Below are 19,288 nucleotides of genomic sequence, written 5' to 3'. Positions count from 1 at the left end.
AATGTCCGAAGCAACCGGTTGTTGCAACTCGGAATTACAAAATCCGTGGAAAACTACGATGGAGAACATGTATGAAAGTAGCCTTGCTGGAGGCCAGCCATTGGCATGTGCCGCTGTATCTTGATGCGCTCGAAGCACCCGGGATTGAGGTGGTGGCCGTGTCTGACGCGGAGCAAGTGAACGGCGAGGCGATTGCCGCACGATTCGGAAGCAAGCTGTACTCGTCGGCCTACGAGTTGCTTGAGCGCGAGGAGGTCGATTTCGCGTTTGTATTTGGGCGGCATTCCGAAATGCCGGCGCTCGCCGAGGCCGTGATTGCGCGGAACATTCCGTTCGCGTTAGAAAAGCCGTGCGGCGTCCACATGTCCCAGGTCACCCGGCTTCGCACACTGACCGAAGAAGCGAACCTTTATTGCGCGGTGCCGCTAATCTTCCGGATGAGCGAGTTGCTCGGCTCACTTGAAGAAGCGGAGGGGCGCATACCATCGAACTTCAACCACATATCGTTTCGTTTCGTTGCCGGGCCGCCCAGTCGATACGAAGCTGCACGCTCCGGTTGGGTAATCGATCCCGCATATTCCGGCGGCGGATCAACAATCAATCTGGCAACACACTTCATCGACCTGTTCAGATTGCTCACAGGCAAAGAGGTTGCCCGTGTCTCAGCCGTCATGAACTCAAGAACGCACGGAGGTGCCGCAGAAGACTATTCGCTGGTGACCATGCAAACCGAAGACGGCGTGATCGGCCTGGTGGAGACGGGATACAGCTTTCCCAGTACCGCCGACGAGCAGCGCGAATTTTCTTTCACCGTTGCCTCCGACCGCATGTACGCGAAGTCTGGGCCGGACCGAATCGAGATCCGCGACAGAAATAATCTTTCCGCCGGCACGCGAAGCCGCCGCCTGCAGCTTGAGACCGACGTTTACTACCCCTTGTTCGTCAAGCGCGTTCTTGCTGAATGTCAGACTGGCGCAAAGCCGATTGCATCGTTGCGTGATGCAGAGCGGATGATGCAAGTCATGGACGCGGCCTACGCCTCGGCCCAACAAGGCGGAGTGTGTCTTACTCTGAATCCCGTTTCCTAGTCAGAAAGCAGCATGTTCGCAGCAGGCGTGGGTATCGTCCACCGCCTTTGGCAATGCATATTGGATCCCTTCATGACCTCATATTCCAGCTATCTGCCTGACGATGTCGACGGCGCCCTGCTCGTTGGCCGCGTGTGGCGTCAAACGAAAAACGGCGCGGGACCGTGCGTCGTTGCTGTTCGCGGCGGGGAAGTATTCGATATCTCCCGCATCGCACCGACCGTGTCCGACCTTTTCGAGCGCCAGGATCTGGTCGAACTCGTCAGGCAGGCTGCCGGCGAATCTCTGGGTCATGTCGGCAATCTGATCGAAGCCACCGTCGCCGCACAACGCAAAGAGGACCAACCCTACCTCCTCGCTCCCTGCGATCTGCAAGCCATCAAAGCCTGTGGCGTGACGTTTGCCGTGAGCCTTCTTGAACGCGTCATTGAAGAGCAGGCAGGCGGCGACCCTGCGAAGGCCGAGGAAGTGCGCGCTGCGATCACGCGTCTGATCGGCACCGATCTCTCGAAGATCAAGCCCGGCTCAGAAGCGGCCGTCAAGCTCAAGGAAGAATTGCAGCGACGCGGTGCATGGTCGCAGTACATGGAAGTCGGACTCGGCCCCGATGCAGAGGTATTTTCGAAGTCGCAGCCTATGTCCTCGGTCGGCCTCGGTGCCGATATCGGCTTGCTGCCTGCTTCGAAGTGGAACAACCCGGAGCCGGAGATCGTCCTCGCAGTCAACAGCAAAGGCGAGGTGGTGGGCGCCACACTGGGTAACGACGTCAATCTGCGCGACATCGAAGGCCGCTCCGCGTTGCTGCTGGGCAAATGCAAGGACAACAACGGCTCATGCGCGATCGGTCCGTTTATCCGCCTGTTCGACGGACGGTTCACGCTGGACACGATTCGAGAAACGAGTGTTTCGTTGCGCGTCGAAGGTACCGACGACGGTTTCCTGCTTGAAGGCATAAGCCACATGCGGGAGATCAGCCGTGACCCTCTTGACCTGGTGAGTCAGACCTGGGGCAAACACCATCAGTATCCCGATGGCTTCATGTTGTTCCTCGGCACGATGTTCTCTCCGATCAAGGATCGCGATGCGCCGGGTGGCGGCTTTACGCATCACCTCGGCGACCGCGTGACGATCAGCGCCCTTCCGCTTGGCGCACTCGTCAACACCGTGCGGCTGTCGACCGAAATCGCTCCGTGGACGTTCGGCGTGCGTGCGCTGTACGCCAACCTCGCCGGGCGCTCGCTGCTGAACGTCAGTTGAGACGGCCGGGTCGGCCTAGCTTCAACCGGCGTGCGGCGGCAGAGAATGAACCCGTCTCGACGACCGTCACGAAAGTCTCCATCGCCACCATGCGGTCCATGCGCATCCCTCTGACAGGGTTGTCGGCGGAAATGCGCAGTGCAGCGAACCAATGGATCATTCCGCTCAAAGTACGGGCTATCTAGGGCCGACGTCTTTTCTCCAGGCGCAGCGGGTCATTTACCCTGTAGCGGTACAGCCCGAGCATCGTGCGTTGCGCCCTATTTAACGCTGGTCGTCTGCTTCGCCTGATCGAATGTCGGCTCAAGAAACCGCTCGATCCAGACTGCCAGGCGGTCGGCCGCAAAACTGGCAGCCTGTGTCCCGGCGCGGCAGACGATAGCGTCGCGTTCCCGCATGAACTGCAGCGCGCCACCAGCTTCTTCCAGCCACAGCAGGCAGGCCAGCCACGCAGCGTGCTCCGCGGATACCGCCTGACCCACCGGACGGGTTAGGAACTCGCTCAGCGTTGCGGGCGAAGTCCAGACCAGCGCATCGCCATCGCCGCGCACTGACGCGCCAAGAACCTCGGCGAACACCTGCAACGCATCAGCAACACCTCGCCCCGCATTCTGCGCACGCAGTTGCATCAAGCGCGTGCTGACCGCGTGGCCGAAGTTGCCGCTGCATTCACTCTCGGCATGCACCAGATCGGCGTAGTCCATACGCCGCCAGTCGGGCTCGGCATTGCGCGTACCAGCCAGTTCGGTGCCGGCCAGGTAGGTTTCCACCGGCTGGAAACGGCCGGGGCCAATCAGGCTCGCACACAGCGTGTGCACTATGCCGATGCGGGTGGCCAACGTCTGCGTCTGCAGTACGCCAAGCTTCTCGCGCACGAGTTGGTCGCGCTCCTTGCGCAGTCCCGACAACTCCAGCGCCTGCTTCATCTCCATGCGCAGCGCGGCGATGTCCCACGGCTTCTTGATATAGCGGTGTATCTGGCCCTGGTTGACGGCCTCGACGGTCTGGTCCAACTCCGAATAGGCCGTCGTCAGAATCCGGACGATGTGGGGATAGCGTTCTCGCGCATAGCGCAGAAGTTCGTTGCCATGTTCGCCCGGCATGCGCTGGTCGGACACGAGCACCGCGAGGCTGGAGGCGTGGGCGTCCAGCATTGCCTTGCCGTCCTCCACCGAGGCGCCCGTCACCACCGGCGCGATCGCACCGATGGCCCGCTCGAAGTACTTGACCGCGGTGGCTTCGTCATCAACGAACAGAATCGCCGGGGGCGGTGTCTGGTTGGCAATCGTATTGCTCATTGGTAACTCCTGTGCATTCGATCCTTCAAATTTGGAGATTCCAGCGTCGCGCTCGTACCGGCGCCGACTGCTGATGTGATCCCGCTACCCGCCAAAGGCTGCACGACGCGCTGGCAGAAAATCATGCCAAAGCCGCTTACGCAGGCCTTCGTGATAACTGGGTCTACCCGCAAGCGCTGCATCACGTCGGCCGCGACACCGGGGCTGTCGTCGCTGATGTCAGCACCTCGCGGACCGTGCTCACGCCCAAGGGTTTCTCAAGGATTCGAAATACCCCGTCGGAATCGACCGCTGCCGGCAACGCGTTGTTGTCCGCGTAGGCTGTCACCAGGATCCGCACGATATGCGGATACTCCTGAGCGACCTGCCGCAACAGGTCATCGCCGTGCCGGCCGGGCATGCGGAAGTCGGTCACAAGCACCGTCACCCGCGCACCTTCGCGCCGAAGGATCGACATAGCCTCGTCCGCGCCGCTGGCGACCAGCACTTCATAGTCACTGCCGGCCGCTCGCGCAAAGTACTTGCGGGCCAAATCCTCATCATCGACATAGACGACGGTGTGCGGGCTTTGCTGGGTATCTCTCATCTCGGTATCAGTCGGCGCGCGGCAGGTCGAAGTTGAACGCGGTCCACTCGCCCAACTGGCTTTCCGCGAATAGTGTGCCGCCGTGCCGCTCCACCACCGCATAGCTAATGGACAGGCCAAGGCCAAGGCCCTGGCCGACTTCGCGCGTCGTGAAGAACGGTTCAAACACTCGCGCCAGATTCTCTGCGGCGATTCCCGGTCCGTTGTCGCGCACATTGACGTGCAGCCGGTCGTCGTGCCATTTGGCCGCGACATGGATCCGCGGCGATACGGTGCCGGCCTTGTGCATGGCCAGAGCAGCATTCGAGAACAGGTTGATGAGCACTCCGATAATGGCGGCCTCGTCGCCCAGCACAAGGGTATCGTCGGACAGCTCGCGCGTGACGCTCACACCGCGTAGCTCATGCGCGCTCAGGCGGATCGACGAGTCAAGCGCCTTCTCGAACAGGAACGGCACGTCGTCTGCCGCCGCGCCGGGCTTACGGTAGGCAAAAGTTTTCAGGTCCGAGACGATATGCTGAATGCGTTGCATGCCTTGCTTGACATCAATCAGGCACTCCATCAGCGACGGGCTGCTTTTGGCCTGCGGTTCTTCCATGGCAATTTCGATTGCCATCAGGCAGAAGTTCACGGGGTTGTTGACCTCGTGAAGCAGCCCCGCCGACAACGTACCGATTGCGGCCATCTTCTCCTGCTGCAACAACTGGCCCTTGATCTGCGCAAGGTTTTCGTTGGTACGGGCGAGCTGGTCGTTTTTGTGCGCCACCTCGTCCTTGAGCCGGAAAAGCTGGAAACGGCCCTTCTCGTTGAAATAGGTATAAACCGAGCTGGCCAACGCGCAGAAGAAGATGAGGATTAGCTGAAACAGAAACTTGCTTGGGTTGTGTATGCCATCCGGATGGGCCACGCAGGCAATGTAGTAGAGCCCGACCGTGGCCAGCCCGAAAGCCAGCGTCTGCCAGTAGCCGGAAGGGAACAGAATGCCGACCGCAAAGATCGTGAGCATCAGCCCGGCATAGAACAGCGACTGCTCGCCCTGCGTGACATAAATCATCCAGGAGATCATTGCCTGCGGCAGCAGCAGCCACAAGAACGTGATGACCTGTACGTGGCGTTTGCCCGTTTTCGTGTAAAACGACAGCAATGCCAAGCCAATGGCTGCGCTGGTCAGCACCCGAATGATCGCAAAGCGCTTCTGCTCATCCGGATACACGACATAGTCCAGCGCAACGCCCATCAACACCAGCACGATCACCGTCAGGCCGCCAGCCTTGCTGCACAGCAACCGGTAGTCGCGCAACTCTTCACGATAGTTCGACTGTAGCCCACCAAGGGATGTTGTCATCTCAGGCTACTTGTTGCTGGCCGATCACCACCTCGGCGAACACATTGACCCCGGTCGAGTCCGTGTAGAGGCGCGGCTCGCCGCAGTTCTCCGGCATGATGTCGGCCATCTGTGCCTCGTCGCGATAGATCAGGTACCACTCGAGCACGTGCTCCATGCTCAGGCGCTCCGGGTTGTCGGCGTGGACATTGGTTACCAGCAGGCGGCCGCCCTGTCTGATGCGGCTGGCGAAATGCTGGTTCAGCCGCGCGCAGACCTTGTCTGACAGGTAGTCAAAGAGGCCGGCGCAATACACGGCGTCGAACTCGCGCACGTCCGGTGCGTGCGCATCGATCCGGCGCTTGAGCAGGTGGTGGACAGAATCGTGCGTGTAGCTAATGGTCATGCGCCTGGCCATTTTCTGTGAAATGGATGCGAGGCGTTCGCGCGTCCAGTCCAGTGTCTCCTGGCTGAAGTCGAGCAGTTCGAACGTCAGCCACTGGGGTTCGTCGTATTCGTGAATGAAACGCTGGATCTCCTGAGCGGGTCCGCAACCCACGTTCAGCACCCGGAACGGCCGCTGTGCGGCGCGCGCTTCATTGGCGAGCCGGGTCAGGTAGTCCACCAGCAGATCGACGCGATTGCGGTGCGCACGCGCGACGGCCGTCTGCAGGAAGGCAGCGTTGACGATCTGGAAATACGTGCTCGGTCCCTGGCGGGGATCGTCGAGCATCTGGTTGACCATCTGGTAGTCGCCGGCATAGCCCAGCGGCTTCGTGAACGTGCGAAAGACAAAGGGTGAGCGCAGCAGCAGCGGATGTAGCGCAGCCTGGGCAAAGGCACGGTGTGCCGGCGCCAGTTCTTCGTCGACCAACCGCGCCTCGCCTTCGAATTCGTCGAAGTAGAGCTTGGTCTTTTCCATCAGCGGCGATGCCAGTTCGAAGAAGAAGTCCTCGCGCAGACTATTGCCTTCCTTCGGCATGGTCTCGCCCAGGTCTGCCTGCTCGACCCATCGCGACATGTCTGAGAGAAATGCCCGGATCTGGTTGACCGCGATCTGGTAGTCACGACGGATCTGGAAACGCCCGGTCCAGTCCTGCACGAACCGGCGCGCTTCTTCGCCCACCGCGCTCGCTTCCAGCGCGCCGCCGCTCAGTTCCCGCCACTCCGCGATCAGCGTTACCGAGACAATGGCTGTGAGGCCGGTATTGACCATACTGATCACGACCGCCTTGCCCGAATAGGCGTGTTCCACGCCCATCTTGACCGACAGGTCGCTCAGCACCTCACTGACCTGCACAATCGAGTACGGGTTATAGACTTCCATCACCAGCGAATTTCGCTGGAGATTGATGATCGTGCCTCGCACCTGCTCGCCCTGCGAGTTCCGGAAGCTCACTACCGGATCGATTTGCGTTTTGGAATACACAATATTGCGGCCAGGTAAGTATCACGACAAGTTAGTTTTGATATCCGGCACCCTACCTCGGCCAGCAGGTCGGCCAGCCGGGCGCCGATGGCGTCCGTGATCCAGCCGACGATGCGTCGCCGTCTGTTTCAGTTGTAGCGACGGCAATCCATTGTTTCTGGCGGCGTGCCACTTCCTCCGAGTGCATCGGAACACAAGTTTTGCATTCGACTTATTTGGGTCACCTCGCGACGACACGCGTGCTCACGGCGTCACGGTTCTGACGACCCCCGTTAGCCTGGTTGGCCCGAACGTCGGTTTCTGACAATTCCGGCCCGTTGCGCTTGCAACATTCTACTGATAAAAAAGAATGCTGTCGTCTACGGTCATTTTGTCAGTGACGCTGCATGGAGGCATACGACGAACGGCGCCAAAGGCGTGTACGCCCGGCGCTTCTCATCGTGTTCGGTCATGCCGCCTGCATGATAGAGGCTTGGGTGCATCCGCCACTGGTTGGAGCGTCGCCTCTTCGGCGGCCGCTTCCCTCCTGATTCGTTACAAGTCTACGTTTGCCGCCATTGCAACTACGCGTTGCGCCATCCGGATGTTCGCATAGTCAACCAGTTTGCCATCGACCTGAACGGCGCCTCGTCCCTCACGCTCTGCTTCAGTCATTGCCGCGATGACACGTTGAGCTTCGCGCAGCTCGTCGTCGGTAGGAACAAAAGCGCGGAGCGTCGTCTCGATCTGGCAAGGATGAATGACCTGCTTTCCGTCGAACCCCATAGTCGCGGCCTTGGCAGCCAATGCCGACGTCAGATCGGCATCACGGAAAGCGCCGCAGGGTCCGTCGATTGCCCGGAGGCTGTGAGCGCGCGCCGCAACGAGGATGCGCATCATAGGATAGGCCCACATGTCGAGCGCCGCGCTCGAGTAGTCGCCTTGCGCGGATCGCGTGGTCAGGCGGTACCCGGGATGCGAAAGCCCGATATCGACACCCTTTGCCCCGATCGACGCTGAGAAGTCGCCCACGCCAAAATGCAGCGACTCGATCAGTTCCGAATGTGCAGCGATCTGCTCGCAGTTAGCGAGCCCGAGAGCCGTCTCTATCATCACCTCCAGACCGATCGGCGTCCTCCGACGTTGGCTGTGGAGTTTGACCAATCCAGCAACTCTGTCCACGTCAGCAGTACATTCAACCTTCGGAACGAGCAGTGTATCCAGTCGCGGCGCCTCTGTTAACAGCCTTGCCACCTCGCTTTCGATGGTCGCGCTAGCCGGCACATTGACGCGCACGCTTACAGATTTGCGTCCCCAATCCAGCTCGTTAATCGCCGCCACAGCGCCGAGGAGTGCGGTCTCCTTTTGAGCTTGCGGGACGGCGTCCTCCAGGTCGAGAAAGACCGCATCCGCCGAACTGCGGGCAGCCGATTCGACCATGCGACGCTGATGGGCCGGTACCGCAAGGAAGGTTCTTGTTACACGCATGGAACTATGATCCTCGTACGGTTAAGGGATGGGTCAGGCGATGCGCAAGCGGGACGGATGCAGTCCCAGCTCCCCGAGGATGTCGTCGGTATGCTCGCCTACATCGGGCACGCTTTTCATCGCCGGCGACAGTCCGTCGATAATCATCGGCGGCAAGAACACTTCGAGTGGCCCCTCCGGACTTCCGATCGACGTCACTCGGCCGCGCTCATGCAGTTGCGGGTGCGCGAGAAAGTCTTCGACCGTATTCATGCGGCCATTGGCGATGGCGGCCCGTTCGAGAAGGTCCCCCAGTTCGGCACTCGTCCATTTGGCGAAGGACTCGGTGATCAGTGCTTCAAGTGCGTCACGATTGCGCACGCGGTCCGGGTTGGACGCGAAGCGTGGGTCCGTGCGAATCTTCGCATCACCCAGCACTTTCTCGCAGAAGTTCCGCCACTCGCGTTCGTTCTGGATTCCGAAGAAAACTGTCTTGCCGTCGCCCGCGGTAAATGGCCCATATGGCGCGATGGTCGCGTGTCGAGCACCGGAGCGCTCGACCGGCTTGCCGCTATCGCGTGTGTAATACGCTGGATAACTCATCCACTCGGCCATGGCGTCGAACAGCGAGACTTCGAATGCGGTACCCTTGCCTGTCCGCTCGCGGCGATAGAGCGCGAGTAGAATGCCATTCAGCGCATACATGCCAGTCGCGATATCGACGATAGATAAACCGCACTTTGCCTGTTCATCTGGCGTCCCGTTGATCGACAAGAAGCCCGTTTCACATTGAACCAGCAAGTCGTAGGCTTTTTTATTCGCATACGGTCCTGTCGAACCATAGCCGGAGATATCGCAGGCTATGAGTCGCGGATACCGCTCAACGAGTGACTTCGCGTCGAGGCCAAGCCGCTTCGCCGCGCCGGGCGCGAGGTTTTGAATGAACACGTCCGCGCGTGGCAACAGTTCCTCCAGTACCTCTTGCCCGAACTCTGACTTCACGTCCAGTGCCAGGCTTTCTTTTGAGCGATTCGCCCACACGAACTGGCTCGACATGCCGTGCATCGCCTTGTCGTATCCGCGGGCAAAATCGCCGCTACCGGGCCGTTCGATCTTGATGACACGCGCGCCCCAATCTGCAAGATGCCGACTCGCGAGCGGAGCGGCGATCGCCTGCTCAAGCGATACCACGGTTATGTTATCCAGGGGAAGGTTCATATCGACGCTTTCTCAGTTGGTTGAGGACGGTCTACCAGGCTGCCTGATTGCGCGCGCCCAATTCCTTGAGAAAGTTTCCCGCAGCCGATACGGCCTGTGAATCATCGATTTGTGAATGCCGCATTCGGAATTGAAGACTTGCGCGGCGGCACCGACGAACGGCTCAATGTATTGCGGCGTTTCAGGCAACGCGATTGAGCGTGCGTTGCTCCAGGAAACTTTGCACGTTGGCGGAAACCGCGCGTGCAAGTGCCTCGACGGCGGACGAACTCGCCCACGCTACATGAGGTGTCAACAACAGATTGTCCGGCTGACCGGTGACGAAACGATGCTGCTCGTGCGGTGGTTCAAGCTGTAACACGTCAAGCGCCGCGCCGGCGATGGATTGCCTGAAAAGCGCCGCTTCGAGCGCACGCTCGTCGACGAGTGCACCGCGCGCCGTGTTGATCAGCACCGCAGTGGGACGCATCATCGAAAGCTCGCGTTCTCCAATCAGACCGGCGGTATCGGCGGACAGAGGGCAATGCAACGAGATCACGTCGCTGTTGGCAATCACGGTGTCGAATAAGGTGTAGCCCGGGCGCGCTTCGGTGTTGCCCTTACGCTCGCTTACCAGTACCCGCATACCGAGGGCTGCCGCCATCCGCATGACCTCCTTGCCAATCGCGCCCAGGCCGATCAGGCCGAGCGTTGCGCCGCGTATGTCGCGGATGGGCGCGCCGTGGACACAAAACACCGGCGATGAAGTCCATGCGGACGAAGCAGCCAACTGGTTGTACGAAAGCATTTGCCTTCGCAACATGAAGATGCAGGCGATCACATGCTCGGCCACGCTCGATGCCGCATACGCAGGAACATTGGAGACCTGAATATCGTGTTCACGGCAATAGGCTATATCCACGCTGTCGTAACCGCTCGCCGCGACGCAAATATACTTGAGCTTCGGAAGTTGCCGCAGTGCGTCCGACCGAAGCGGAACCTTATTGGTGATCGCGATATCGGCGTCTGCCAGCGCGTCGATAAGCTCATGCTCGCGGGTGCTGAGTCGCTCCGTCCAGCGGTCGGATGGCCGTGGCCGGGGTACTGGCACAGGCAAGGTCGCACTGTCCAGAAAGACGATATGACTCATGAGAGTGGAAATCTCCAACGTTCGGTTACGTCTGCGGCCCTTGCGTCAGACCAGGGTGTGGGGATTGCAGATGGCGAACAAAGTTCTGTGCGGAGCGTGGCAATGCGTTGAAGTCACGATAGCCGATCAGGCTTTCCAGCTTCGTCCATTCATCGCTTAACGGGACGACCTTGTAGCCATAGCTCTCGTCCGGCGTGTTCACAGTGACGTCGGACATAACCGCGAGGCCAATGCCGGAGCGCACCATCGTGCGCATCGCGTCGAAGCTCGTCACCTGCAAACGGATACGCAACTTGCGCTGCAAGTCGGCGGCGCACGACTGCATCATTCGGAATATCAGGCTGCCTTCGTGGAAAGCGATCTGGTCGTAGTCCAGCGTCTCGGCGAAGGAAACTTCAGTTCGGTCGGCCAGCGGATGCTGCGAGGGCACCACGGCAACGAGGTTCGAACGTCGGAACGGATGCACGATCAGTCCTGCCGTCGAGACGCCCGACCAGAACACGCCTAGATCAGCGATGCCGTCGCGCAGCGCACGAACGATGAACGGGCTGCTCCACTCTTCGAGATGAACGTCGATCTGCGGATAGGCTTCGAGGAACGTACGAATGGTCGGGCCAAGAAAACCGACGATCGCAGTGCTGTTGGCGAAAACCCGGACTTCGCCCTTGGAACCGTCACCGAATTCGCTCATCTGCGAACGCATGCGAGCCATCACCAGCATCATGTCTTTCGCGTGCGTGACGAGTTCGAGCCCGGCGGGCGTTGGTCGAACACCCATGTTACGGCGTTCGAGCAATTGCACGCCCAGCGCGTCTTCGAGATCGCTGATCCGCTTACTGACGGCAGATGTCGCGATGAAGTGACGCTCCGCGGCCCGCGCGAAATTGCGCTCCTCAATAACGGTTAGAAATATCTTTAACGTAACAAGGTCAATCCGCATGCAAGGTCCAGATTGCTCCGGCAGGGTTAAGTTAAGTGCGCCAGACACGTTTCCGGCATTCGGAATACTCAGGCCTGGCGCACTCAACGTCCGCCTTAGCCGTGGTTGAGGGTGATCGTCTTCAAGGTCGTAAAGCTCAACATGCCCTCCAACCCTTTCTCACGGCCATAGCCGCTTTGCTTGACACCGCCGAACGGCAACTCTATACCCCCGCCCGCGCCGTAGCAATTGACGAACACCTGCCCCCCATGAAACGCGTGAGCGAGGCGCATCTGGCGTCCACCGTCGCGCGTCCAGATGCCGGCAACCAGACCGAACGCCGTGTCGTTCGCCAGATGTACAGCCTCGGCTTCATCCGAAAACGGCATCGCGACCAATACCGGCCCGAACACTTCGTCCTGTGCCAGGGTGTGCTTGTGCGGTACATCACGCAACAACACCGGAGGCTGAAAATATCCTCCCTTTGCAGCATTCGGTGCAAGCTTCGCTGTCGCCGCAAAGCGGATGTTGTCGGCGTCCGCCCTGGCAAGGAACGTCTTCACCCGGTCGAGCTGCGTCGCGTTGATCAACGGTCCGCAGTCGTAGTCCCCTTGCGCGGGGCCCGCCGTAACTGCTTCAAAGCTGCGCGCGAGTCGTTCGATAAGCTCTTCGTACAACGAGGCCTGCACGAGCAGGCGGCTACCGGCGGAACAGGTCTGGCCGCTGTTCTGCACGATTGCGTTGCGAATGATCGGCAGCGCGGCATCCAGATCGGCGTCGTCGAAGACGATTTGCGGAGACTTCCCGCCGAGTTCCAGCGTCACCGGGCAATGGTGCCTGGCCGCCGCCTGAGCGACGGCGGTGCCCGTTGCGGGAGAACCCGTAAAGGAGATATGTGCGATGCCAGGATGTTCGGCGAGCGCGACGCCGGCTTCACGGCCGTAGCCAGTCACGATGTTCAGCACGCCCGCGGGCAGGCCGGCTTCGGCCGCCAGTTCGGCCAGCTTGAGATACGAGAGACAGGCATCTTCGGCCGGTTTGACCACGCACGCGTTGCCTGCCGCCAGCGAAGCCGCGACGCTGCGTCCGAACATCGCGGCAGGATAATTCCATGGAATGATATGGCCGGTCACGCCATGCGGCTCACGAACGGCCAGCACCGTATGTCCCGGCAGAAAGGGAATCGTCTCGCCATGCAGCTTGTCGCAGGCACCTGCATAGAATTCCATGTAGCGCGCGCATACGGTGATGTCGGCCGCGGCTTGCTTTAGCGGCTTGCCCGTGTCCTCCGATTCGATGCGCGTCAGCGTCTCATGATTGTCGAGCACGAGCTGGCCCAGTCGCGCGAGAATGCGGCCACGCTCGACGGGACCGATACGTCGCCACGTGGTGTCGAATGCTTTCCGCGCCGCCTTGACGGCAGCATCGATGTCAGCCGCGTTGCCACGTGCGATGCGTGTGAATTCGAGCCCCGTGGACGGGTTGACCACGGCTATCGTGTCGCCGTTCGAAGGCGCCACCCATTGATTGCCGATGAAATGATGAGCTGTTGTCACGTTATTTCCCCTGTACCGAGACTTCGCGTTGCTGCTGGCGTTGGCCGGCGGCAAGAATCCCGTCGTCGCGTTCGATGGGAAGCGGCGCCCAGTTGGTCGACCGCACGAAGTCGCCGCGCGGCTTTTCCACGTCATGTGGACGGTTCGCAACGCGGTTATAGGTGAGGTACGCCTGCCAGCGGTTCTCCGCTGACATATTCACGCCGGAGCCATGAATGGTGAGGCAATGAAATAGCACCAGCGTGCCCGCTTTGCCGACGATCGGCACCGGCGCGCCGGACGTCTCGAGGATCTTCTTGATGCGATCGCGCTGTACCGCGCGCTGCGGCAGCTGGTAGGCCGCCTGGCTGTCGTCGTAGTAATGGTCGATGAGGCCCAGTTTATGACTGCCGGGAATCATGTACAGCGAGCCGTGGATTTCCTGGGTGTCACTGAGCATGACCATGGCTGTCAGCATGTCATTCTCGGGATAACCATCGTGCACCCAGTAACCGAAGTCCTGATGCCAAAGCCATCCTGTACCTTCGAGCGCCGATTTGGTGTTCACCTTCGTATGGGCGATATACACCTCCTCGCTGCCAAGCGTTTGCATGACTGGACGCAGAAGGCGCGGTGTGCGTGACAGTGCCCGATACTGCGGCGATGCAACGGGTCCGTCAGTTTCGTGGACCCGAAAGATCGAACGTACCGCACCCGAGCTTTCCCTGAAGATGGAATCCGCCTTGATCGCGCACAAACGTTCGGTGTCGTTCCGGATGGCCTGCACTTCCTCACTGCTGTAGCAATTGGGAATAACGATAAATCCGTCGCGGTGGTAATCCGCAATCTGTTGCTTGCTCAGTTCCATTTCGTCTCCTTGTTTAGCCAAACCAGCCTACGAAGCCAGTCTAAAACAGCGGGTACCCCGTTTGGTTGTCCAATTGCGATGACGGCGTTGCGAAGTTGAGAATGACCCTGCCTCCTCGTTCTTGCATACTTTGATTGCCCATCCGGCCGGAAGCGAACAGGCCCGGCTTGAGCAGACAAAAGTGCAGCGAGAAAGCCGCCAACCCATTATGGAGCGAGACATGTCAATCAACCCGCCGGCTACCATGCCCTATGCGGAAGCAACGCTCGACGAGCGCGGCGTCTATTCGAAGGTGTCGTGGCGCCTTATCCCCTTTCTGCTCATATGCTATACAGCCGGCTATCTCGACCGGGTGAACGTCGGCTTCGCGAAGCTGCAGATGCTCGATCAACTGAAGTTCAGTGAAACGGTCTATGGTCTCGGCGCGGGTATCTTCTTTCTCGGCTATGTGATTTTCGAAGTGCCTAGCAACATCGTTATGCATAAGGTTGGCGCCAGGCTCTGGATCGCTCGGATCATGATTACGTGGGGCCTGATTTCGGCGGCAATGGTGTTCGTTAAAACGCCGGCCACCTTCTATGTAATGCGTTTCTTTCTCGGTGTAGCTGAAGCCGGTTTTCTGCCAGGCATCCTTCTCTACCTGACGTACTGGTATCCGTCCTCGCGCCGTGGACGCATCATTGCGCTGTTCCTCGCAGGCATTCCCCTCGCCGGCATGCTCGGCGGGCCGCTCTCCGGCTGGATCATGCATGCATCGAGCAATATCAGCGGATGGTCCGGATGGCAAATGATGTTCCTGCTCGAGGCGGCGCCGTCGGTACTGCTCGGCATCGCCGTGTTCTTTGTACTAGGCAACGATGTCCGCTCCGCGAAATGGCTCACAGAAGCGGAGAAGCAATTGCTGGCGGCTAACCTCGAACGCGAGACCCCGGAGGCCCAGGTGCATTCGCTGCGTGGCGCCTTCACCGACCCGCGCACGTGGATCTTGTGCGTCATGTATGCCTTCATCCTGATGGGAGAGTACGGCGTTCTGTTCTGGATGCCGACTATCATCAAGGACACCGGCGTCACGGACCCGTTACAGGTCGGCTTGCTGACTGCGATTCCCTATACCGCGACCGTGCTTGCGATGTTCGTTGTCGGATGGCATTCGGATCGGACACGTGAGCGCCGTTGGCATCTGGCGTTGCCCGGTGTCGTCGCGGCCATCGGCCTCGGGCTCGTCGCGATGTATCCGCACAGCACCGTGATGGCCGTGTGCGGACTGACGATCGGCACCGTGGGTGTCCTGTCCGTCGTGTCGCAGTTCTGGACCCTGCCGTCGGCGTTGCTCGGCGGCGTTGCAGCCGCCGCGGGCATTGCGCTCGTCAATTCGGTCGGAAACCTGGCGGGCTTCGTCAGTCCCTACATGCTCGGTTGGATCAAACAAAACACGGGCACCACGAGCATCGGCCTCTATATTCTTGCCGCAAGCATGATAGTCGGCAGCGCGATGGTGTTCTGCTTCCCGTCACGACTGGTTGATCGTTGAGACGAGGCTTGCACCATTACCAACCAGATACGGCAGCGCCGCCCGGAACCAGATGCGCAGCGCTACCGAACGAATGTTGTTCTGGATAGGCCGGAGTCAGCATGACGCTGCCAAACTATCTGACAGTAGGAACTTGCGATGGAGCGTATAGCGAGCCCTGTTTGCTAGGTGAAACAGGGCTCACGCTCTCTGGTTCACAGCGACCGTCTGCTCAACTAACGGCATGGCTGGCCGGCGCGGATATCCCCCGTAAGGCCAGACAAGTGCTGGAAACCGACTTGAATTTCACCGGCGTAACGGGCTTGATTCGCGTGCCCCTGGAATGCGGGAGCGTCCACGGCATTCGAGCGATCTGGATTCTGGCGCGCACAGCCACCGGCTTGGCATCCATTATCGTGCGCGATGCCAGAAGCGCAAGCGAAGCTCAGCTTGACCGCGATGCCGCCTTCGTAAAACAACAGGCATCGCGCTACTTCGCCCGCCATGCAATCCTGCTGATCCAATCACAGAGCACGACAGAGCGAATGGACGAGTTTGCCAGGTTCTCAGCGGTATATGCTCACGCATGCCCAGTAACAGATCAGATTTACAGCATGCAGGCCGACAGCGATATCGGATTGAGCTACGCATGGCTTGCCCCTCTCGTCCCAACGCATGGATTGTGACGCGAACGCAATCCGTCCGAACCCACGTAGCTTGCCGATGCGAGAGCAGTTCACCGGCCCGACGCAATCAGCGTGGCCGTCAGTGGACCGCCCACTGCCATTGCAAAGCATCCATTCAGACCGCGTTAGCGACTCGACGGCCGCCTTGCGCCAGCCCCGCTGCGACCCCGCAAACAGCGAGGTCATACAGCGGGGTCATCCACGACATCACATCAGGATCGATTTGCGCTCAGCGCGACAGAGAATGCGGCGAGTGCGCGTGCACATGTGCACTCGCCGCGGCCGCTTCATCTTCCGGCTCTGCCGACAGATCCCGCTTGAAAGTCTCGGCGAGGAAAAACGCGCACACCAGGCTCAGCAGCCCCGTCGCCGCGATATAGATGGAAATGGGCAGCGTCTGGCCGTACGTGGCGAACAGATAGGTGGCGATCAACGGCGTCGGCCCTGACGTAATGATGCCGGCGATCTGATACGGCAGCGACGCACCCGTATAACGCACCCGCGTACCGAACAGCTCCGCAAACCACGTGGATTGCACACCGTACACGGACGCCTGGCTCAACGCGATACCGCAGACGTACGCCAAGAGAATCAAAGTCGGATTGCGTGTCTCGAGCAACGGAAAGAATGCGAATCCGTAGATCGCCACGAACACCGCCCCGAACATGAAGACGGTCCGGCGTCCGATCAGATCCGACAGTTTGCCGAACAATGGCAGCGTGATCAGCGCGAAGGCGCAGCCGAGAATGATGGCGTTCAGCAGCAGTCCGCGCGGCAGGCCGAGCCGGGTCGTGCCATAGACCAGCACGAACACGTTGATCACGTTGAAGGTAATGTCGACCGCGAAGCGCGTGCCGATCGTGAGCACGAGATCCTTCGGATGCCGGCGCAGCAATTCGATCAGCGGCGCCTTCACGACCTGCTTGCTCGCCTTGACCTGTTCGAATACCGGCGACTCCATGACGCGCAGGCGGATAAACAGGCCGATCGCGATAAGCGCGACGCTCAGCAGGAACGGCAAGCGCCATCCCCATGAATAGAACGCGTCCGACGGCAGACTCGACACTGCTTTGAACACCGCGGTCGAGAGCATCAGCCCAAGCGGCACACCCAATTGCGGGAACGCGCCGAAGAAGCCACGCTTGCTGGCCGGCGCCGTTTCGACCACCATCAGCACCGCGCCGCCCCATTCACCGCCGACGCCGAGCCCTTGCAGGAAGCGCATCGCCACCAGCAGGATCGGCGCCCAGACGCCGATCGAAGTGTAGGTCGGCAGCAGGCCGATCACGAAGGTGCCGACACCCATGATCGTCAGCGTCGCGACAAGCGTCGTCTTGCGTCCGATGCGGTCGCCAAAGTGCCCGAAAAACACGGCGCCGAATGGCCGCGCGAGATAGCCGACCGCAAAACTGCCGAACGCCGCGATGGTGCCGACCATCGGATCGAACGAGGGGAAGAACAGCTTGGCGAACACCAGCGCCGAAGCGGTGGCATAGAGAAAAAAGTCGTACCACTCGATAGCGGTCCCGACCACCGAAGCGACCAGCACACGGTTGACGGCCGAACGGCTGATAACCGGCGCGTTACCGGATGAAACGGGCGATGTATTCATGTCTCCTCCCTTCTCTGGGAATCTATGTCTTAAGCCGCTGCGTTTGGCGGCGCGGGTCCGCCGGCGGGTTACGATAAATGAGCTTTGCTCACCAGTGCAGCTCCATCGGGAACTGGTCGAGCGTTTCGACGCCGCCCGAGGTCAGCCGCACTATACGTTCCGTGCGCAAACCGCCGACGTTCGGCACCGTGATCGTCGCCTTCAGGGTAAAGACCATGTTTTCCTGCAGCACGGTGGTGTTGCCCGGCCCGATCCACGGCGCTTCTTCTTCCGGGTCCATGCCGGTGCCGTGACCGGTGCCATGGCCGCGCGCTTCGCTCGAGTATTGCTCGTAGTTCGATTTCACCAGCGCCTGCTGGATTACCGCATTCAGTTCCATGGCCGCCATGCCGGGACGTGCGGCGGCAAGCCCCGCTTCGACCGCGCGCGCCGCTGCCGCGACGATCGCCATCTTCTCGGGATTCGCCGGACCGTAGGTGAAACCGCGTCCGCCATCGGCTACGTACCCACGATAGCGCGCACCGATGTCGGTCATGATCAGGTCGCCCGGTTGCAGGATGCGGTCGGTGGGGCGCGCCAGGTTATACGCCGAGCGCGGACCGGACTGCACCATCGAATCGAACGCGGTCCGGTCTGCTCCGCCCGCGAGCATCGCGCGGTCAGCGATCAGAGCAAGTTCACGCTCGGTGTAGGGACGGCCGTCGGCGAGCGCATCGCGAATCGCGGCCATCGCCGAATCGGTCAAGGCGGAGGCCTTGCGCATCAGTGCGACTTCGGCGTCGCTCTTGATCGCCTTGACTTCGGCCAGCACCATCGTCGGCTCGAGCTTCAATTCGCCCAGACCGGCGTTCAGGCGCTTCAGCAGATCCGCAGGGATATAGGCGGCGCCGGCGAGGCCGACCGTGCCGCTGCGATGCCGTGCCGAAAATGCCTGCACCTGTTGCGTGACTTCACGAAGGCTGCGCACCTCGAAGGCGGTCACGCTCGTCGCGTAATCGAAGCATTGATCCGACACGAACAGGACCGGGTCGCCGTCCACAGGCAACAGCAGGATCGCGTTGGCGATGTCCGATACGCCGTCGAGCGGACGGAATTCGGTGAAGTAGCCGATGTTCGCGCCACGCCAACAATCGCCGAAGGCGAGCAGACCGACGAGGCCCGCCTTGTCGAGTGCGCTGCGGACTTTGGCGACGCGGCCAAGGAATTCGTCGGTGGTGATGCCTTCCGGCGGGATGTCTGTGGTACGGATGTTCATTGCTTCTTCATCTCCTGTGCGGTTGCATGCGCGACTGCTCGATGCAGCCGGTCTCGATGTCCGTGAATGAATCCGCGCCGGCCTGGAATGCCGGGCGTCTTATGCATAGTAGAATCGATCGATATGCT

General features: G+C 60.4%; 15 protein-coding genes and 2 pseudogenes. 4 read left to right on the top strand and 13 right to left on the bottom strand.

The annotated features are described in order from the left end of the window. Positions 1–71: 71 nt before the first annotated feature. Together JMY24_RS26125 and JMY24_RS26120 are read left to right on the top strand one after the other, a co-directional pair. Positions 72–1,088, top strand: a complete 1,017-nt coding sequence (locus tag JMY24_RS26125; RefSeq protein ID WP_128597318.1) for a Gfo/Idh/MocA family protein — start codon at positions 72–74, stop codon at positions 1,086–1,088. A gap of 72 nt (positions 1,089–1,160) precedes the next feature. Continuing rightward, positions 1,161–2,345 (top strand): fumarylacetoacetate hydrolase family protein, encoded by a 1,185-nt coding sequence (locus JMY24_RS26120; RefSeq protein ID WP_128597319.1) that lies wholly within the window; start codon positions 1,161–1,163, stop codon positions 2,343–2,345. Between the two features lie 7 nt (positions 2,346–2,352). On the opposite strand, the pseudogene JMY24_RS26115 reads toward JMY24_RS26120, so the two are convergent. The 11 genes and pseudogenes from JMY24_RS26115 to JMY24_RS26065 form a co-directional block, all read right to left on the bottom strand. Continuing rightward, positions 2,353–2,445 (bottom strand): annotated as a pseudogene (locus JMY24_RS26115) (helix-turn-helix domain-containing protein); the annotation flags it as partial. Between the two features lie 160 nt (positions 2,446–2,605). Continuing rightward, positions 2,606–3,643 (bottom strand): response regulator, encoded by a 1,038-nt coding sequence (locus tag JMY24_RS26110; protein ID WP_128597320.1) that lies wholly within the window; start codon positions 3,641–3,643, stop codon positions 2,606–2,608. A gap of 211 nt (positions 3,644–3,854) precedes the next feature. Next, a pseudogene (locus tag JMY24_RS26105) lies at positions 3,855–4,229 on the bottom strand (response regulator); the annotation flags it as partial. A 7-nt stretch (positions 4,230–4,236) separates the two neighbouring features. Next, entirely contained in the window at positions 4,237–5,574 is a 1,338-nt protein-coding gene (locus tag JMY24_RS26100) for a sensor histidine kinase (protein ID WP_128597322.1), read from the bottom strand. Between the two features lies 1 nt (position 5,575). Further along, complete coding sequence (locus tag JMY24_RS26095; RefSeq protein WP_128597323.1) at positions 5,576–6,982, bottom strand: class I SAM-dependent methyltransferase; 1,407 nt, start codon at positions 6,980–6,982, stop codon at positions 5,576–5,578. 534 nt (positions 6,983–7,516) lie between these two features. Next, positions 7,517–8,449, bottom strand: coding sequence for an HpcH/HpaI aldolase/citrate lyase family protein (locus tag JMY24_RS26090; RefSeq protein ID WP_128597324.1), 933 nt, complete (start codon positions 8,447–8,449; stop codon positions 7,517–7,519). Between the two features lie 33 nt (positions 8,450–8,482). Then, positions 8,483–9,646, bottom strand: a complete 1,164-nt coding sequence (locus JMY24_RS26085) for a CaiB/BaiF CoA transferase family protein (protein ID WP_128584628.1) — start codon at positions 9,644–9,646, stop codon at positions 8,483–8,485. A 181-nt stretch (positions 9,647–9,827) separates the two neighbouring features. Further along, positions 9,828–10,775: an NAD(P)-dependent oxidoreductase gene (locus tag JMY24_RS26080; RefSeq protein ID WP_128584627.1), complete on the bottom strand. Its 948-nt coding sequence runs from the start codon at positions 10,773–10,775 to the stop codon at positions 9,828–9,830. A 25-nt stretch (positions 10,776–10,800) separates the two neighbouring features. Further along, a complete protein-coding gene (locus JMY24_RS26075) occupies positions 10,801–11,802 on the bottom strand; it encodes a LysR family transcriptional regulator (protein WP_201703187.1) in 1,002 nt (333 codons plus the stop codon). 8 nt (positions 11,803–11,810) lie between these two features. Continuing rightward, on the bottom strand, positions 11,811–13,250 hold the full coding sequence (locus JMY24_RS26070) for an aldehyde dehydrogenase family protein (RefSeq protein ID WP_128584625.1): 1,440 nt from the start codon (positions 13,248–13,250) through the stop codon (positions 11,811–11,813). A gap of 1 nt (position 13,251) precedes the next feature. Next, positions 13,252–14,097, bottom strand: coding sequence for a phytanoyl-CoA dioxygenase family protein (locus JMY24_RS26065; RefSeq protein ID WP_128584624.1), 846 nt, complete (start codon positions 14,095–14,097; stop codon positions 13,252–13,254). A gap of 220 nt (positions 14,098–14,317) precedes the next feature. Here JMY24_RS26065 and JMY24_RS26060 point away from each other — a divergent pair, with 220 nt between their 5' ends. After that, positions 14,318–15,628, top strand: a complete 1,311-nt coding sequence (locus tag JMY24_RS26060) for an MFS transporter (RefSeq protein ID WP_128597327.1) — start codon at positions 14,318–14,320, stop codon at positions 15,626–15,628. Positions 15,629–15,729: 101 nt separating this feature from the next. After that, positions 15,730–16,293 (top strand): hypothetical protein, encoded by a 564-nt coding sequence (locus JMY24_RS26055; protein ID WP_128597328.1) that lies wholly within the window; start codon positions 15,730–15,732, stop codon positions 16,291–16,293. A 229-nt stretch (positions 16,294–16,522) separates the two neighbouring features. Here the strand turns inward: JMY24_RS26055 and JMY24_RS26050 are convergent, their stop codons facing one another. Both JMY24_RS26050 and JMY24_RS26045 read right to left on the bottom strand, forming a co-directional pair. Further along, the gene (locus tag JMY24_RS26050) at positions 16,523–17,905 is read right to left on the bottom strand and encodes an MFS transporter (RefSeq protein WP_201703186.1); all 1,383 of its coding nucleotides are present in this window, start codon (positions 17,903–17,905) and stop codon (positions 16,523–16,525) included. An 88-nt stretch (positions 17,906–17,993) separates the two neighbouring features. After that, positions 17,994–19,160, bottom strand: a complete 1,167-nt coding sequence (locus JMY24_RS26045; protein WP_128597330.1) for a M24 family metallopeptidase — start codon at positions 19,158–19,160, stop codon at positions 17,994–17,996. Positions 19,161–19,288 lie beyond the last annotated feature (128 nt).

Source organism: Paraburkholderia kirstenboschensis (assembly GCF_904848585.1).
In the GTDB taxonomy this organism is placed as follows: Bacteria; Pseudomonadota; Gammaproteobacteria; order Burkholderiales; family Burkholderiaceae; genus Paraburkholderia; species Paraburkholderia kirstenboschensis.
This window is presented reverse-complemented; position numbering and strand designations above follow the sequence as displayed.

What these genes read in the sequence shown, in the direction of transcription:
- JMY24_RS26050 (WP_201703186.1), bottom strand. Translation starts at nt 17,905, where the DNA reads ATGAATACATCGCCCGTTTCATCCGGTAACGCGCCGGTTATCAGCCGT.
- JMY24_RS26060 (WP_128597327.1), top strand. Translation starts at nt 14,318, where the DNA reads ATGTCAATCAACCCGCCGGCTACCATGCCCTATGCGGAAGCAACGCTC.
- JMY24_RS26065 (WP_128584624.1), bottom strand. Translation starts at nt 14,097, where the DNA reads ATGGAACTGAGCAAGCAACAGATTGCGGATTACCACCGCGACGGATTT.
- JMY24_RS26110 (WP_128597320.1), bottom strand. Translation starts at nt 3,643, where the DNA reads ATGAGCAATACGATTGCCAACCAGACACCGCCCCCGGCGATTCTGTTC.
- JMY24_RS26100 (WP_128597322.1), bottom strand. Translation starts at nt 5,574, where the DNA reads ATGACAACATCCCTTGGTGGGCTACAGTCGAACTATCGTGAAGAGTTG.
- JMY24_RS26045 (WP_128597330.1), bottom strand. Translation starts at nt 19,160, where the DNA reads ATGAACATCCGTACCACAGACATCCCGCCGGAAGGCATCACCACCGAC.
- JMY24_RS26055 (WP_128597328.1), top strand. Translation starts at nt 15,730, where the DNA reads ATGACGCTGCCAAACTATCTGACAGTAGGAACTTGCGATGGAGCGTAT.
- JMY24_RS26125 (WP_128597318.1), top strand. Translation starts at nt 72, where the DNA reads ATGAAAGTAGCCTTGCTGGAGGCCAGCCATTGGCATGTGCCGCTGTAT.
- JMY24_RS26080 (WP_128584627.1), bottom strand. Translation starts at nt 10,775, where the DNA reads ATGAGTCATATCGTCTTTCTGGACAGTGCGACCTTGCCTGTGCCAGTA.
- JMY24_RS26090 (WP_128597324.1), bottom strand. Translation starts at nt 8,449, where the DNA reads ATGCGTGTAACAAGAACCTTCCTTGCGGTACCGGCCCATCAGCGTCGC.
- JMY24_RS26120 (WP_128597319.1), top strand. Translation starts at nt 1,161, where the DNA reads ATGACCTCATATTCCAGCTATCTGCCTGACGATGTCGACGGCGCCCTG.
- JMY24_RS26085 (WP_128584628.1), bottom strand. Translation starts at nt 9,646, where the DNA reads ATGAACCTTCCCCTGGATAACATAACCGTGGTATCGCTTGAGCAGGCG.